Below are 14960 nucleotides of genomic sequence, written 5' to 3' on the forward strand. Positions count from 1 at the left end.
CCTATGAGAAAAGCAGCACTCACAGAAGCCCAGATCCGAAAGCATCTGGCAGATAATCTGTCTTATCTCCGGCAAGCCAAAACACCGAAGTTATCACAAAAGGCAGTTGCCAGAATCTTAAATCTTCCCCCGAAAACCATTATGAATTATGAAAATGCAAACTCCTCCCCGATGGCTTATGCCGTCCTTCGCCTTGCTGTGTATTACGGCTGCACGATGGAGGAACTGCTGACAAAAAATCTAAGAAAAGAAAGGAAGAATATCACGTGAATCACAGCCAAAGAAATTTAAAGAAACTAATCCGGGCAAAAGAGGATTCCATTGCGGATGAGGAGTTATTCCTCTCCGCTGCCTATCAGAAGTACCAGACCTCCCTTGCCAGAGCCGTTACCGGACGTTACCGGTATGGACTGCAGGTACTGCTGGACTGGGACATTTCCGAACAGGCAGGCGTTGCATATACCGACAATTATAAGGTACATCTCAACGCAGCGAACCCGATCACCCAGTCTTTCCCCACCCGTTTCTTACGTTCCCAGAGCCTGACAGGGCTCACCGGGCATGAAGTGGGGCACTTACTCTATTCTGATTTCACAGCCCACGCTGTTCATCTGAGGAGTCTGGAAAACGGTTCCTTCTATCCGAAGGAGCCGGAGCTATCCCTTCCAGCTTATCAGACAGCACTGGAGGAGATCAAAGAAGTGTTAGAAGAAAAGGACAAAGCCGGATGCCTGACACTGGCACGATGCGCCGCAACTTTTCAAAACATTCTGGAAGACATCCATATTGAAGACCGTATGTGTGAGGAATTCCACGGCACCTTCCGACAGGGGATTGAACTCAATAACCTGCGTATGTCCGAACAGATTCCTTCCATACAGGAACAAATTGACAAAGAATACCAGCCATTTTCCATCATTGCCAACCTGATCCTTTCCTATTGCCGGACCGGAAACATCAACAATCCCACCGGCTATCAGGGGGATTATCTGGATACCATTTCCGATTGTACCGATCTTCTGGATACGGCAATGGAATCGGAAAAAGGCACTGACCGGATGCTGGTTTCCAATGCGCTCTTAGCCCTGACCTGGAACTATATCCAGCCGCTCATCGAAAAAACACGGGAGGAATTGGAAATGCATGGCGAGGATTCCGCTGCCGATGCTCTGGAAGATCTTCTAGGGGATGAAGTCAGCAGCGGCGCTCCTCTTCCGACCGGAAAAAGCGGTGCCATTCCAAAGAATATCAAACCAGCTTCCCCAAAAGGAAGCGGGAATGATGAGGGCAATGCTCCTTCCGGTCCACGTACCAAAGAGGATGCTATAGAGGAAGCCAAACAGGTGCTTTCGGAAGAAGGCGGGCGCATCGCTCTTACAAAGACCAATACCATTCTGGATGAAAACAACCCCGGCGTCACTTATGTCAGTCAGTATCAGGGCAGCGGCTATGAGCATGCTGCAGAGGATCTGTTCCGGATCTTGAACGATGTGGCTGCAGAAAAGGTGCAGGAAGACTGTCAGACGGAACTGACCGAGGAACTGCAGAAAACAGCCAATGATATTCATTACGGCAATGCCCATGCAGGCATCCATGTTACCATCCATCGCCTGACCAGTGTTTCCGATTACCTGAAGAATGAATACCAGACAGTTGCTCCCCCGCTCCTGCGGGCTTCCAAAAAGCTGCAAAGCACCATCCTGCCGCTTTTGAAAGAAGAACAGCAAGGCGGAAAGCAGAAGAATCTCCTGTTTGGAAAACGTCTGGACTCCCATGCTCTCTATAAGACAGACGGAACCATCTTTACCAGAACCAGACTTCCAGGAGAGGAAAAACGTCTGGCTGTTGCCCTCCTGATTGACGAGAGTGGTTCGATGGGTTGGGGTGACCGGATGACACATGCAAGAAAGACTGCCATTGTCCTTTATGATTTCTGTAAAAGCCTCGGTATCCCTATCACCATTTACGGGCATTCCACGGATGCAGGCGGCGTTGCTCTTTACTCCTATGCAGAATTTGATTCTGTGGACAATGAGGACTGTTACCGGCTGATGGATATGTGCGACCGCAACGGGAACCGGGACGGCGCAGCTCTCCGCTTCGTAGCAGAGCATTTGTGCACACGCCCGGAGCTTCAGAAGCTGCTGATCCTGATTTCTGACGGTCAGCCAGCCGATTACGGCTACAGCGGAACGGAAGCAGAGGCAGATCTGCGGGGCATCAAGAAAGAATACGAAAAACGGGATGTCATCCTGTTTGCGGCTGCCATTGGTGACGATAAGGAAAATATCCGCAGGATTTACAAGGACGGATTCCTGGATATCACGAAACTGGAAGAGCTTCCAAAGAATATGGCACAGCTTGTCAAACAGCATCTCAAATAAAGGAAGGTGAATACTCATGAATGAAACTTATCAAAACCGGATTACCGACCAGATCTGCAAGATCCAGAATGACCGGGCACTCATTGCCTTTTATGACCGGCTCCGCTACGCACCACTCGGCAACTATGCACAGCTACATGCCAAAGGGGAATATCAGGAAAACGGGCATAAAGTACATTCTTTAATCTGCATCACCATTCAGGATTATTCCAACGGTACCGGAGACCGGAATATCATCACCCGTTTCAACCTGGCACCGGAACAGATCCAGTTCCTCTTAACCCGGATCACTTCCGGTTTTCAGGAATTTGAATGGAGCCAGAGCAAGATCTACGGCAATCCCGATCAGAACGGTTATTCCACAGCCCAGATGTTTTATATCTCCAGACATCCCTATGATTCCAAAGGGCAGCCTATGAAAAGCCCATGGAAAATCCAGATTGTAAATGGGAAAGGCATCAAAGCACAGAATAAGAACGGTGGTTCCTACATGCAGCCACGCAGCTTCCAGTCCGAAAAGACGACAGCCATCCAGCTTACCGACATGGATCTGTTCACGCTTCTGAAGCGGACGGATTCCTATATTTCCAACTGGGAAACGGTGATTGCTGCATCACTGATCAATAACGGAAAACGGATGCTGGCAGACCAGCAGAACAGTCAAATGCAACAGACAGCACAGGCTCCGCCTTACGCTGCCTAAATTTTCAGAAGAGAAGCGGTACTTTACTGCTTCTCCTCTTTTTAAGAAAGGAGACTTTAGTTATGAATATTGCACTCATCCGGACCATGGACTCTCAGGGGCGTATCGTCATCCCTGCAGAAATCCGGAAACAAATGAAGCTCTCAGACGGAGATGCACTGGAACTGGAAAATGTGGGAATGGAGCTGCTTTTACGCAAATGCCCTACCCACTTAAACGGAAAAGAGGAAATGGCTTCCTATCTTTCCGTCCTCTACAGTGTCATCCACTGTGGTATCGCAATTTGCAGTGAGGCTCACATACTCGTATCTGCGGGCATCTATCTTCCGGAAGGCACTCCCGTTACAGAAGAACTCGCCGAATTGGTTGCGGACGGCCAGGAACTGATCTCTGCTGAGAACTGCCCTGTCTACCCGGTATCCAACACCCGTCAACCGGTTTGTGCTTTTTTCCCGATTTTAAGGGAAGACAGAGAGCCGCTGGCACTTCTTCTCTGTTCCAGAACCGGACAGCATTTATCCGAGATGGAATTGGGATGCGCTAAACTGGTCGCTGCCGTAATTGCAAACAAAATTAAGTAAGGAAAGGAGCGTGAAATCAATGAAGAATACAAATATAACCTTACACACCACCCAAAAGAAAGAATATGTCCTCACCGGAATCCTGTCCCTGCCCCTCCATCTGGGAGAACGGGCGTGGATCTATAGTTATAACCAGACCTTTGCTACCAGTCCGGTGCAGAGTATTCTGGAAGTATCCGAAAACGGTGTGGTATTTGAGACCTGCAACAGTATTTACCGTCTCAGCTACACCCGTGTTCCGATGGAGCTGGAGGCGATGTGTGCTTGACAAGAATGGAAGAACTGGAGAGCTGCCTTTCGGGGCTCCTCTCCACCTTAAAGAAGAACCGGGAACATGTGCCTCTGGAAGTGCTGAAGACACAGTATAAGCAGCCGTATGAAGAACTGGTCAGAAACATCAACCTGACCGCTTCTGCCTATGCAAAATCTGTGCTGCTCCACCGGCTGGTCCTGAATCCGGATGCAGATGTGGAGGAACAATGTACCGTCATCAACCAGATGATACAAACTTCCGGGATGCTGAAGAAAATCAGCTCCTGCATGTCCAAAACCTATGATGTAGGACAGATATATCCTCTGATACTGGAACTACGCCATATGGTCGAACAGGCACTCTGGCCCTATGTGAATCAGGCAACTTGTCTGGTCGCAGATCTGGATGATATAGAAAAAGAACCGACAATTTACAATTTTTTGACACATGAAGTTTATGAAAATGATACCTGGATTCACCGAGAAATCGACCTGCGCTGGAAACTACTGGTACATCTTACTCCCGAACAAAGAGAATCCGTACCACCAGCCAATCATAGTATGAATGGAGGAATTTACCATGAAAGAACAACCATCTAATCCTTGCGAGAAAGTCTCATTTATTTTGACCTATGACCAGCTTGAAGCTGCTTATAACATCTACCGGGAACAATTTATTTCCTGCGACTTCATCCGCCGCTCCATGGAACGTCTGGAGGAAAGAATCGGACTCTGCAACCTTCCATATGAAACGCTGCGTGATGATCCAAGCCTTCTTCATGAAGCATACCTGCAGTTTCTCCGACTGGAAGACTGCAATGTGGCTTATAACGACACGCTGGAGCAGGTAATTGATGCAATCGAACAATGGCTTGCCTCTGGCACCTTATCCCCTGTAAACCTTACGGTTTCCAACCAGAATATGGGTGAAACTTTTGGAACGGAGGTGGATGTGTAATGGCAAATATCTGCTGTGATGATGTGATCTTTTATACAGAAGGAAATCCGGAAGGACTATATGACTTGTGGGAGGACCTGGAAACCTACATCATTCTGAACCAGAATCCTGATTTATGCTGGATTGGCAATTTATTTTCCCACAAGAAAATAGATTCCACCGGAATATCTCTTCGTGGAAATGTCAGCTACATGGAATGGAATGATACGTATATTCTACTTTCTTTAGAGACAGCATGGACTCCACTTTATGAAGCATATCAGGCGATAGCCGCTGCATATCATGTTCCCTTTGTGATGCAAAGCATAGAACCTGGAGAACGAATTTATTATAACACGGATGAAGCACACCTATTTTTCCCTGACCGATATTGTGTCCGCTTATATGAAGAAAGCCTATTGACTCCATGTGGCTTAATAATCGGAGAAAAGCTGGAAGACGGTGAACCATTTGAAACGGAAACAGACGTATTAGAACGATTCAGAGATTGCGGATATCCAGCAGCTACACTAAAAGAGTTGGAGCTCATGTTCGATGCGGATGAACTTATTATTTTTGAATTTACAAATCCATATTTGGATCTGGAGCAGAAAAATGCTTGTGCATGAAACTTCTCCCCTCCACACCAAAGACGATTATCATCAGATTTAAAGGAGGAACACCATGACTGATTTGGAACTGGATGTCTGGGATGCATGGCTCAGGGAACGTCAGGAACATCTGGAAGAAACCCTGTCCAATATCTCACCATCGGAAGAACCCTGCAGATATTACCTGCTAACCGGATATATTCAGGGAATGCTAGAAGCTCTTACCATGCTTACGACTGTTGAGGATGGGAAACGCTTCAAGATCAAACTGGAGCAATTTCGCCAGAATCTGCTCCTCTCTGGAGATTACGATGCTACCGGTAACTATAAACAGGCAGTGAAGAAAACTGCTGTTTAAATACTTCGAGCCGCCCAATCGGACGGCTCTTTTTATGCCCGAAAACGGTAGCCTACACCACGTATCGTTTCTATGTAGTGCGGTTCTTCCGGATTTTCTTCTATTTTCTTTCTCAGATTCTTGACTAACCCATAGACACGGTTATCCACTTCTGACTCCACATCCTCATAAATATGCTGGTAAATCTGTTCTTTTGTAAATACCCGATTGGGGGATAAGGCCAGATAAAAAAGCAGGTCATATTCATGTCTGGTAAGTTCCACAACCTTACCATCTTTGATTACGCTCCGCTGAAGCTGGTCTATTTCCAAACCTTGGAATGTCAACTTTTCAGAATTTGTAATCTCCATAACTTCTAACGTACTTTCGCAGGCTAGAACTGATTTAATTTTATTCAGGATTCCCTCTTCGGAATCAGAAATGGTAAGAATCATCACTTTCCCATAACATCACCTGCTTTTCTTAGCATTTAGCTTTCACTCCTCATTAACAATGTTTATCGATTGGTTACATAGATATATGCATCTTCCAAAGTTACGTCACAAGCTATACATCCACTTTCTGACGGCATATTCTCCCCTAACAGTCTTAATCTAATTCCTTCCTCCGTATACTGCTTACTGGAAATATGATATTTTCTTTCTAATTCTCTTGCAAGGCTTTCGTCCTCTGTACAGCATTCCCATACATGCCCTCTTGCCTTATTCAATAATTCCCTCATTGTTCCTGTATAAAGGAATCTACCTTTTTTCATAACCGCAAGCTGATTACAGGTTGCCATCAGATCCTCCACCACATGCGTTGAAAATAATACGGTGCGTTCTTCTGCAAAATCTACCAGTAAATTACGGATACGGATGCGTTCCTCCGGATCGAGCCCTGTTGTTGGTTCATCCACAATTAAAAAATCCGGCTCATGGAGTAATGCCTGCACTAATCCAACTCTTCGCTTCATTCCACCTGAAAGCTGCCGCATTTTCTTTTTCTGATGGTCTGCAAGACTGGTCTTCTCCAGATAGTAATCAATCCTTTTCTTGCTTTCTCTTTTCTCAATTCCAGCCAGATCTCCCATATACTCCAGACATTCTCGAACAGTCAAAGACGGATACAGATCAATTTCCTGTGGCAGATACCCAATCTTTTTCTGTATCTTTTCGTAATTTGCTTCGCAATATAGCGTACCATCTAACAGAACTTTTCCACTTGTGGGTGCAAGCACCGTTGTAAGCACCCGCATCAACGTTGTTTTTCCTGCACCATTTTCACCTAACAGACCAAATATCCCATGTGGGATTTCCAGATCCACATGATCTACCGCTGTCACTCCATTTTTAAATGTTACTGTTAAATCGTCTATTCTTATACTCATAATCTTACCCTCTCTTCTTTAATATCTTAGGAACAAATGCAAGCATCATCCCCGCAAATACCACGCACAGCACCTTCCCGCCAAGCCATCTCCACTCTGTCAGCTTACCGAAATCACAAGTTCCGTAGGAAAATGGTCCCCAGTTTTTCAAAAACTGAGTTGCCTTTCCGGAAATAGAGAAAAACCAGAAAAGCAGCACGACACCCATACCAATCCATCTGTTTCGAACCAGATTGCTGACAGTTACGGAAAGCACACTCCAAAACAAAACAGTTCCGGGAATCGCAATACAATAAATTCCAAACAAGGCACCGCCATCTAATTCTTCTGTCAGATTCACCGGTTTCTGCCAATAAAAGAGTCCATATGCCAACAAACTGATTCCAATCAGATAAGCTACCTGCACAAATAGTCTTTTATAAACTACCCCTGCCTGCTTTTTTAGATTATAAAGGCAGAATACTTCCGAGCGTTTGCTCTGCACTTCCACCAGATAAGTATCTGCACAGAAAACGACTGCCAGAAGCGAAACAGCTCTTTCTACTGCCTGCCCGATTTCATTCGCATATACAACAGGCTGGATTGCACTCAATATCACAACAAAAGCGATTGAATATGCAATTTTATAATATGGCATACATATTTTTACTTCTTTCTTCAATATACTCTCCTCCTTTTCCACATCCACACCGCTATAAACATGAGCAGTATGGATGCTGCCACAAGAAGCAGTTGATTGAGATATACCTGATGTGGCAATTCCGTTTCAAAAAAATTCCCCGGAAATCGAACCATAATAGAGAATGGTCTTGCATGACACTGTCCTTTGCTATCCCATGTCAGCATATTAGAATAAATGATATAAAGAACCAGCGCCGGAACCGCTGGAAGCGGATTCTTAAACAGCAGCGCTGTAACCGCATACACACAGCAGATCATCAGGATGTTCGGCAGGACATACAGGATCGAATTCTGAACAAAATCCAGTATGTTCATAGCAAATCCTGATTTTACTGCCGTGGCGTAACACAAAATGATAAATACGATATTCATAATGACCAGTGCCGCCGTCATAATGAGAAATCCACTGCTTATTTTCCCGGCAATATATTGAAAAGCCGTCATCGGTTTGGTGTGCAGCAATTCATAAGTATTTTTCCTCATATCCTGAAAAAATAAAAACGCCAGCAGAACCGTTGCAAAGAATGCCATATGCAGGCTTGCAAAATCTGTAAATTTTCTTCCGAAATAATAGGAGAATGGATGTTTCTCAAGATTTTCTCTGATATACCGGTTGACTTCCTCCGGGCTTCCCTGATACCATGAAACGTCCTCATACACATAATTGGCACCATTAAAGTGGTATTCCGTTTTCAGATACTGACACGCCTCCGTAATCTTCATCTGTTTCATCTCAGATATCACTGCCTCCGCCTCTACTTCCGACATGCCAAACCCATTCTCTGTGTCCTGAAGTATCTTTACAATCTCTTTCTCCCACAGTTCTCTCTCCTTATCCGGTGTTGCCGGAATACATCCCTCCATAACATCCCCATCGGAGGCCATTTTTACCTTCCTGAAGGTTTCATCCGACTTCACGTAATGAATGGACAGATAGGGTGCAAGTGTCTGGTACATACTGATTAAAACAACAATCAAACCGATCCAGAATATCGGATTTTTAAGATAATTTTTCAGATTCCTTTTTATGATTGCTTTCATAAGTCATCCCGCCTTTCTTTTTTCTACAAACAGCATAGCCTACAAATCACAACAAAAAAACAACAGCCATTTATTTCTGCTGTTGTTCTTCTAATACATAATTTTTAAACACTGCCTCAACTTCCGCACCGCCATCTGCTACATTTTTTATCAGCAGTTTCCCACCATGCCGTTCGCAGTAGATACGGCTGATATACATACCCATTCCAAAATGCTTTAAGTCATCCTGTGGATTCTCATGATAAAACGCCTGTGTCACCCTGTCGATATTTTCCTGAAATCCAATTCCGTCATCCCTGATACTCATTTTCAGATATTGGGGTGTCACTGTCAGCTTCAGCCTAACTTCCTGATTGGCATAGCGGAATGCGTTAGCCAACAGATTATCCGCTACTTCCATGATGATTTCCTCATCCGCAGTCAGTATTTCAGATTCTCTCACTGTCGTCACTGTAAAATTCTTTTCTGATTTTTCCACCACGACTTCTGCCAGAGCTTCTATCTGGTTTATCAACTGCCGGATATCTACCACGGAACAGTTTAATTCCCGTTCTTCCAATTTCGTCATCTTCCTCATACTATCAATAAAATGGTTCATCCGTTCAATCTGAAGCATACCGCCCCTTAACATCTCCATCATTTTCTCTTGATCAAGCATATCTTCCGGAACAAATTCCAAAAGCATTTCCTGATATCCCCGCATGATTGCAAGCGGCGAGCGGATATCATGGGCAATCGCTGCACGCAGTACCCGCTCATCTTCGATCATCTGCCAAAGTCTACGGTTATTTTCTTCCAACTGCCCACGCATCCTTTCAAATTCCCTGCACAGCATCCCCATCTCGTCCTCGTTCTCATAAGCCATATGAAAATCCAGATCTTCCTCCGCAATCATCTGTGATGCCATCTTCAGTTCCTGAATCGGTCTCTTTAATTTATTTTTGTAAAACAGGCTGACCGCAATTCCACATCCGGCAAAAGAAAAAAGCAATACTCCGTACGTCTGAAGGAAATCACAGGTTTCTGAAATATGCCAGTCCATTCTGCTCATTTTACTCTGATTCGGTCTCGGTACCACTACCTCAAAATTTTCATTGCGGTCATTCATTGCCTGATAATACTCGTCCTGATCCACGTACTTCCACCAGACCTCCTCCTGTATCTGCCCGGCAATCTCAATAATTGACACAGAAAGAAAAAAAGTGACAATCAAGCTGAGTATCGTATATAAAACCATTGTCTTTTTCAAGGATAAATTTCTTATCTTTTCCATCGATACCCCATCCCCCATACTGTCTCAATGTATTCTGTCTGCGTATATTCCGCCAGTTTCTTTCTCACTCTCCGGATCAGTTCCGTAACAACACGGCTGTCACCTTCCGCATCATAACCACACACCTTTTCGTATATCCGCTCCCTGTCAAAAACCTGTCCTGGATTCATGGACAAAAACTCAATGATTGCATATTCCAGCTTCGTAAGCTCCAAATCATTTTCACCGATCTGAACCCTCTTTGCTCCATAATCAATACTGAGGTCTCCGTGGAATCTGTATTCAGACTTCCCTTTATGACGCTCCTCACGCTTCAAATGTGCAATAATACGAGCATCCAGTTCTTTCAGACTAAACGGCTTCAGTATATAGTCATCCCCACCGGATAAAAGCCCGTTTACCCTGTCCTGCTCCTCCACTTTTGCCGTCAGGAAGATAATGGGACAAGTTACTTTGCCCCGGATACGTCTGCATACTTCTAATCCGTCTATTTTAGGCATATTGATGTCCAGCAAGATAATATCCGGTTTCTTATGGATTTTTTCCAAAGCATCTGTGCCATCTTCTGCCATCATTACATCATATCGTTTGATTTCAAAATAGTTCTTTAACATCTTTAATAATTCGATGTCATCATCCACGATCAAAATTCTATATGCCACTTTTATCACCTCGTTTTATCAGTATACAACGAAAAAAACAATAAATAAACAACAAGAGAAACACTTCGAGCCGCCCATTGCCGGACGGCTCCTTTTATGCCCGAAAGCGATAACCAACACCACGTATCGTTTCTATGTAGTGCGGTGTTTCCGGATTTTCTTCTATTTTCTTTCTCAAGTTCTTAATCAGACCGTAAATTCGGTTATTCACTTCTGACTCCGCTTCCTCATAGATATGCTGATAGATCTGTTCTTTCGTGAATACCCGATTAGGAGATAAAGCAACCACAGCGATTTGCTTCAAAAGTCTCTTTCGCCTGGTATACCGTTTATAACTTCTCATGTTTATCACCTTCAATCTGCTTTCAAATTTAATAATCTATATTTTATGACAATTCAGCATATAGAAAAGTTAGTTATTCGTGAAAATTATTTTTAAATTTAGAACTTGCATAACCACTACGATGTAAAAACAGTTTAGAGGCATTTATGACAGAGATTGATTTTATCTGGTTTTCGACTTTCTCCACGAAAGTGGCAAAAAATACCTGGCTACGAATTCCTTCGCTTAGGGCAAATCTGAAATCCTGAACGCTTTTATTCCTGTAGCCGACAAATTTGTCATCAACATAAGGCAAAAGCTTCATTGAGGAATCTATTTCATTTGACATATACTACATCTAGTGTTATACTGTTCTTATATCAATTATTTGTGTCAATCCGGAAAGGATTTATCACACGCAGTTTAGGTTTGAAACGTAGTCAGGAGTTTTCCTATGCCCAACAAGCAGCAGGGACTTCTGGCTTTTTTTATTTTGCAGGAAACTGCATCTATTTTGAGAATGAACATAAGCGTCATTCTCTTTTTTTATGCCTGAACGCAGGGAAAGGAGGATTACGGAAACAAATGATTCCGGAACTGGCACGCCACAAAAGAAAGGAGACTCTATGTCAGTCAAAAGAATTAAGAATCTTGTAAAACAACTCAATGAATACCGTCATGCCTACTACAATCAGGATGCCCCTCTGGTATCTGATGCCGAGTATGACCGACTCTTTGACGAACTGAAGGAACTGGAGGAACAGACTGGTTTCATCCTGTCAAATTCTCCGACACAGACGGTTGGATATTATCCGGTCAGTGAACTTGCCAAAGTCACCCATCCGATTCCACTGCTCTCGCTTGAGAAAACAAAACTGATTTCAGAGCTTTTAGATTTCATGAAAGGACAGGAAGTTCTCTTTATGCTGAAACTGGACGGTTTGACTACCAAACTCATTTACGAAGATGGCAGACTGATTCAGGCTTCTACCCGTGGAGATGGTGAAGTGGGGGAAGATATTACACACAATATCCCGGCATTTTTAAATGTACCGCTTACCATTCCACACAAAGAACGTCTGGTCATTACCGGTGAGTCTTTTATACCAACCAATGATTTTGAACGTCTGAAAGATACTCTGCGTGATGGAAATGGAAAACCTTATAAAAACGGACGTAATTTTGCTTCCGGATCAGTACGAAGTCTTGATCCGAAGAACTGTATCGGACGTTGTGTTCGCTTTCTTCCGTTCAATGTATTAGAAGGAATGGAGGATGTTCCCTTCCCGGACAGCAGAGCCTGCAAATTAGAAGGTTTAACACACCTGGGCTTTGGTTACTGCCCGTTTTTCTCAATTTCAGGAACCGGACTTTCAAAAGAATATGCGGAGAAATTCATTCAGGAATTGGTATCCACAGCAGCAAATTTACATCTTCCTATCGATGGCATTGTCATGATTTTTGACAGTCTCAGCTACTCCAAAAGCTGCGGAAAAACCGGACACCACTATAAGGACGGCCTCGCCTATAAGTTTGAGGATGATACCTACGAAACTTTCTTGCGTGAAATTGAATGGACACCGACCAGATTCGGAGAGATTGCTCCGGTCGGCATCTTCGATACCGTGGAGATTGACGGCTGTGATGTTTCCAGAGCTTCCCTTCATAATCTGACCTTTATCAAAAATCTGGAGCTTGTACCCGGATGCCGGATTCTTGTTTCCAAACGAAACATGATCATCCCACATATAGAGGATAATCTGGATCGTGGAAGGTATACCGACATCACGCCTCCGGTCTGCCCTTGCTGTGGTTCCAAAACCAGAACCTACAGCCGTAAGACCAGCGACGGTCGCACCGTAGAAACTCTGCATTGTGATAATCCGCAGTGCGACAGCCAGATCACAAGAAGGTTTGTCCATTTTGCCAGCAAGAAGGCAATGAACATCGAAGGACTGTCAGAAGCCACTTTAGAAAAATTCCTGAATCTGGGCTATCTGCACTCTTTTCAGGACATCTATCATCTGGAGGAACACCGGGAAGATATTGTGGCACTGGACGGATATGGTGAGAAATCTTTCGACCGCTTGTGGGAATCCATCAACGCCAGCCGGAGGACCAGCTTTGTCCGCTATCTGGTTTCCATGGATATTCCTATGATCGGCAGAACCAAAAGCCGGATTCTGGACACCGTATTTTCCGGAAATTTAACTGCATTTGAACAGGCGGCTGTCGGAGATTACGACTTCACTCAGTTAGAGGATTTTGGCGAAATCTTAAATCACAACATCCATTCCTGGTTTGCAGATGAAGCAAATCTTGATTTATGGAAAAACTTACAGAACGAATTCACATTTGAACAAAGAAAGGAAGAGACCATTATGACAAAAGAAAACAAATTTACAGGATGTACCATCGTAGCAACAGGGAAACTGGAGCATTTTACCAGAGACGGTATCAACGATAAGATTCTGGAGCTTGGTGCCAAACCTGGCAGCTCTGTAACAAAGAAAACCGATTACCTGATCTGCGGGGAAAAAGCCGGCAGCAAACTGGCAAAAGCCCAGAGCCTTGGTATTCCAATTCTTACAGAAGCTGAATTTTTGGAGATGATTGCATAACCATCTCTGCAATAGATGAGAATTATTTTGAGGTGTGGCTGAAAGGCCGCACCTCTTTTACAAAGGAGGAATTTATAATGAATCAAACAAATACAAGCAAGCGCATACCTACACAGATCAATGAATTTCGGGGAGATTATGCTTTTCTAAGCAATTTCTATCCGGCACCGGTCTCTTACATGGGACAAACCTATGCAAATAATGAAGCTGCTTTTCAAGCGCAGAAAACACTCTCTGCGAGAGAGCAACGCAAATTCTGTATTTTTCGGATGCATAATCCTTCTGATGCAAAGAAACTCGGCAGAGATCTTACATTACGCCCGGACTGGGAAAAAGTGAAAGTCCGGCTCATGTATGAAATCTGCATGTGCAAATTCATGCAGAACCCGGAACTCCGGGATAAACTTCTTGCAACCGGAGAGTCCACACTTATTGAAGGAAACAACTGGGGTGACTATTTCTGGGGCAAAGTCAATAACTGCGGAGAAAACCAGTTAGGAATCATCCTGATGGATGTACGTGCGAAGCTGCAGTGGAATGCAGAAACAGCGCCCAATAATATACCTCAATGTCTGCAATAAAGGAAAGGATGGTCTAATAGAATGAATGAAAATGCAAAAACAAAATTAGTGCTTGAGTATACTGGCATGGATGATTTTTCCTGTCCGGTATATAAGGACCAATTCGGAAAGTTGTGGAAGGATATTGACCTTGGCAAAGAGCCTGAACCGAATCTTTATTCTTTATCTTTTAACCATATTGATGGAGAACCTTCCCATCCCATACAGCAGGAGTACACATTTCATCCGGCTCCGTATCAAAGAAGTTCCTATGAATTCGAGTACCGGATGTTAAGTAAATTACAGTCTGACTGTGAATACTATCTGGGCTACGGAAATCGCAGTCCGTCTATCCTATGCAATCATAGCGTTCAAAACCATATTGCCCGTATGAAAGAATTATGGAATGGTTTTCCCACAGATCAGAAACCGGAATGGCTGACCTGGGAACAGCTTCTTCAGTACGAAAAAGTAATGACAGAAACCGGAATACCCGTGAAGAACTGCTCAGACTAGACAATTCATCATTTATCAGAAATTACCCTCTATATTATCCATTCATATTTTGATATAATAGGAACAGTTGAAAGAAAGGAGCATTTCCC

General features: G+C 43.9%; 20 protein-coding genes. 12 read left to right on the forward strand and 8 right to left on the reverse strand.

Features of this window, described 5'->3' with window-relative positions:
- Window positions 1–3 precede the first annotated feature (3 nt).
- The 9 genes from H8S40_RS13500 to H8S40_RS13540 all read left to right on the forward strand — a co-directional run bounded on the left by H8S40_RS13500 (window position 4) and on the right by H8S40_RS13540 (window position 5826).
- Complete coding sequence (locus tag H8S40_RS13500) at window positions 4–270, forward strand: helix-turn-helix domain-containing protein (protein ID WP_005333471.1); 267 nt, start codon at window positions 4–6, stop codon at window positions 268–270.
- On the forward strand, window positions 267–2384 hold the full coding sequence (locus tag H8S40_RS13505; RefSeq protein ID WP_005333469.1) for a vWA domain-containing protein: 2118 nt from the start codon (window positions 267–269) through the stop codon (window positions 2382–2384). Before H8S40_RS13500 ends, H8S40_RS13505 begins: the two co-directional genes overlap by 4 nt.
- A 16-nt stretch (window positions 2385–2400) precedes the next feature.
- Window positions 2401–3087: a hypothetical protein gene (locus tag H8S40_RS13510; RefSeq protein WP_005333468.1), complete on the forward strand. Its 687-nt coding sequence runs from the start codon at window positions 2401–2403 to the stop codon at window positions 3085–3087.
- A 62-nt stretch (window positions 3088–3149) separates the two neighbouring features.
- Window positions 3150–3668: an AbrB/MazE/SpoVT family DNA-binding domain-containing protein gene (locus tag H8S40_RS13515; protein WP_005333466.1), complete on the forward strand. Its 519-nt coding sequence runs from the start codon at window positions 3150–3152 to the stop codon at window positions 3666–3668.
- A 19-nt stretch (window positions 3669–3687) separates the two neighbouring features.
- The gene (locus H8S40_RS13520) at window positions 3688–3936 is read left to right on the forward strand and encodes a hypothetical protein (protein WP_005333464.1); all 249 of its coding nucleotides are present in this window, start codon (window positions 3688–3690) and stop codon (window positions 3934–3936) included.
- Window positions 3933–4520, forward strand: coding sequence for a hypothetical protein (locus H8S40_RS13525; protein ID WP_022415112.1), 588 nt, complete (start codon window positions 3933–3935; stop codon window positions 4518–4520). Before H8S40_RS13520 ends, H8S40_RS13525 begins: the two co-directional genes overlap by 4 nt.
- The gene (locus H8S40_RS13530) at window positions 4501–4878 is read left to right on the forward strand and encodes a hypothetical protein (protein ID WP_005333460.1); all 378 of its coding nucleotides are present in this window, start codon (window positions 4501–4503) and stop codon (window positions 4876–4878) included. The genes H8S40_RS13525 and H8S40_RS13530 overlap by 20 nt, the downstream gene beginning before the upstream one ends.
- Complete coding sequence (locus H8S40_RS13535; RefSeq protein ID WP_005333458.1) at window positions 4878–5486, forward strand: hypothetical protein; 609 nt, start codon at window positions 4878–4880, stop codon at window positions 5484–5486. The genes H8S40_RS13530 and H8S40_RS13535 overlap by 1 nt, the downstream gene beginning before the upstream one ends.
- Before the next feature lie 55 nt (window positions 5487–5541).
- Window positions 5542–5826, forward strand: coding sequence for a hypothetical protein (locus H8S40_RS13540; RefSeq protein ID WP_005333456.1), 285 nt, complete (start codon window positions 5542–5544; stop codon window positions 5824–5826).
- 32 nt (window positions 5827–5858) lie between these two features.
- Here the strand turns inward: H8S40_RS13540 and H8S40_RS13545 are convergent, their stop codons facing one another.
- From H8S40_RS13545 to H8S40_RS13580, 8 genes are all read right to left on the reverse strand, one after another.
- Window positions 5859–6260 carry a winged helix-turn-helix domain-containing protein gene (locus H8S40_RS13545; protein ID WP_005333454.1) on the reverse strand — a complete coding sequence of 134 codons (402 nt, stop codon included), beginning with the start codon at window positions 6258–6260 and terminating at the stop codon, window positions 5859–5861.
- Window positions 6261–6322: 62 nt separating this feature from the next.
- Window positions 6323–7195, reverse strand: a complete 873-nt coding sequence (locus tag H8S40_RS13550; RefSeq protein WP_005333452.1) for an ABC transporter ATP-binding protein — start codon at window positions 7193–7195, stop codon at window positions 6323–6325.
- Window positions 7196–7199: 4 nt separating this feature from the next.
- Window positions 7200–7856: a hypothetical protein gene (locus H8S40_RS13555; protein ID WP_022415113.1), complete on the reverse strand. Its 657-nt coding sequence runs from the start codon at window positions 7854–7856 to the stop codon at window positions 7200–7202.
- Window positions 7853–8917 carry an ABC transporter permease gene (locus H8S40_RS13560; RefSeq protein WP_005333443.1) on the reverse strand — a complete coding sequence of 355 codons (1065 nt, stop codon included), beginning with the start codon at window positions 8915–8917 and terminating at the stop codon, window positions 7853–7855. Before H8S40_RS13560 ends, H8S40_RS13555 begins: the two co-directional genes overlap by 4 nt.
- Before the next feature lie 70 nt (window positions 8918–8987).
- On the reverse strand, window positions 8988–10190 hold the full coding sequence (locus tag H8S40_RS13565; protein WP_055155762.1) for a HAMP domain-containing sensor histidine kinase: 1203 nt from the start codon (window positions 10188–10190) through the stop codon (window positions 8988–8990).
- Complete coding sequence (locus H8S40_RS13570) at window positions 10178–10852, reverse strand: response regulator transcription factor (protein ID WP_023921570.1); 675 nt, start codon at window positions 10850–10852, stop codon at window positions 10178–10180. Before H8S40_RS13570 ends, H8S40_RS13565 begins: the two co-directional genes overlap by 13 nt.
- Window positions 10853–10946: 94 nt before the next feature.
- Complete coding sequence (locus H8S40_RS13575; protein ID WP_005333437.1) at window positions 10947–11195, reverse strand: winged helix-turn-helix domain-containing protein; 249 nt, start codon at window positions 11193–11195, stop codon at window positions 10947–10949.
- Window positions 11196–11268: 73 nt separating this feature from the next.
- Entirely contained in the window at window positions 11269–11523 is a 255-nt protein-coding gene (locus H8S40_RS13580; protein ID WP_005333435.1) for a hypothetical protein, read from the reverse strand.
- Window positions 11524–11800: 277 nt separating this feature from the next.
- Here H8S40_RS13580 and ligA point away from each other — a divergent pair, with 277 nt between their 5' ends.
- From ligA to H8S40_RS13595, 3 genes are all read left to right on the forward strand, one after another.
- Window positions 11801–13795, forward strand: coding sequence for an NAD-dependent DNA ligase LigA (ligA, locus tag H8S40_RS13585; RefSeq protein ID WP_040015507.1), 1995 nt, complete (start codon window positions 11801–11803; stop codon window positions 13793–13795).
- 77 nt (window positions 13796–13872) lie between these two features.
- A complete protein-coding gene (gene ybiA, locus H8S40_RS13590) occupies window positions 13873–14376 on the forward strand; it encodes a riboflavin biosynthesis intermediates N-glycosidase (protein ID WP_023921566.1) in 504 nt (167 codons plus the stop codon).
- 21 nt (window positions 14377–14397) lie between these two features.
- On the forward strand, window positions 14398–14871 hold the full coding sequence (locus H8S40_RS13595) for an LPD11 domain-containing protein (RefSeq protein WP_005333427.1): 474 nt from the start codon (window positions 14398–14400) through the stop codon (window positions 14869–14871).
- Window positions 14872–14960: the final 89 nt, after the last annotated feature.

This window comes from Ruminococcus hominis (assembly GCF_014287355.1).
Lineage (GTDB): Bacteria > Bacillota > Clostridia > Lachnospirales > Lachnospiraceae > Schaedlerella > Schaedlerella hominis.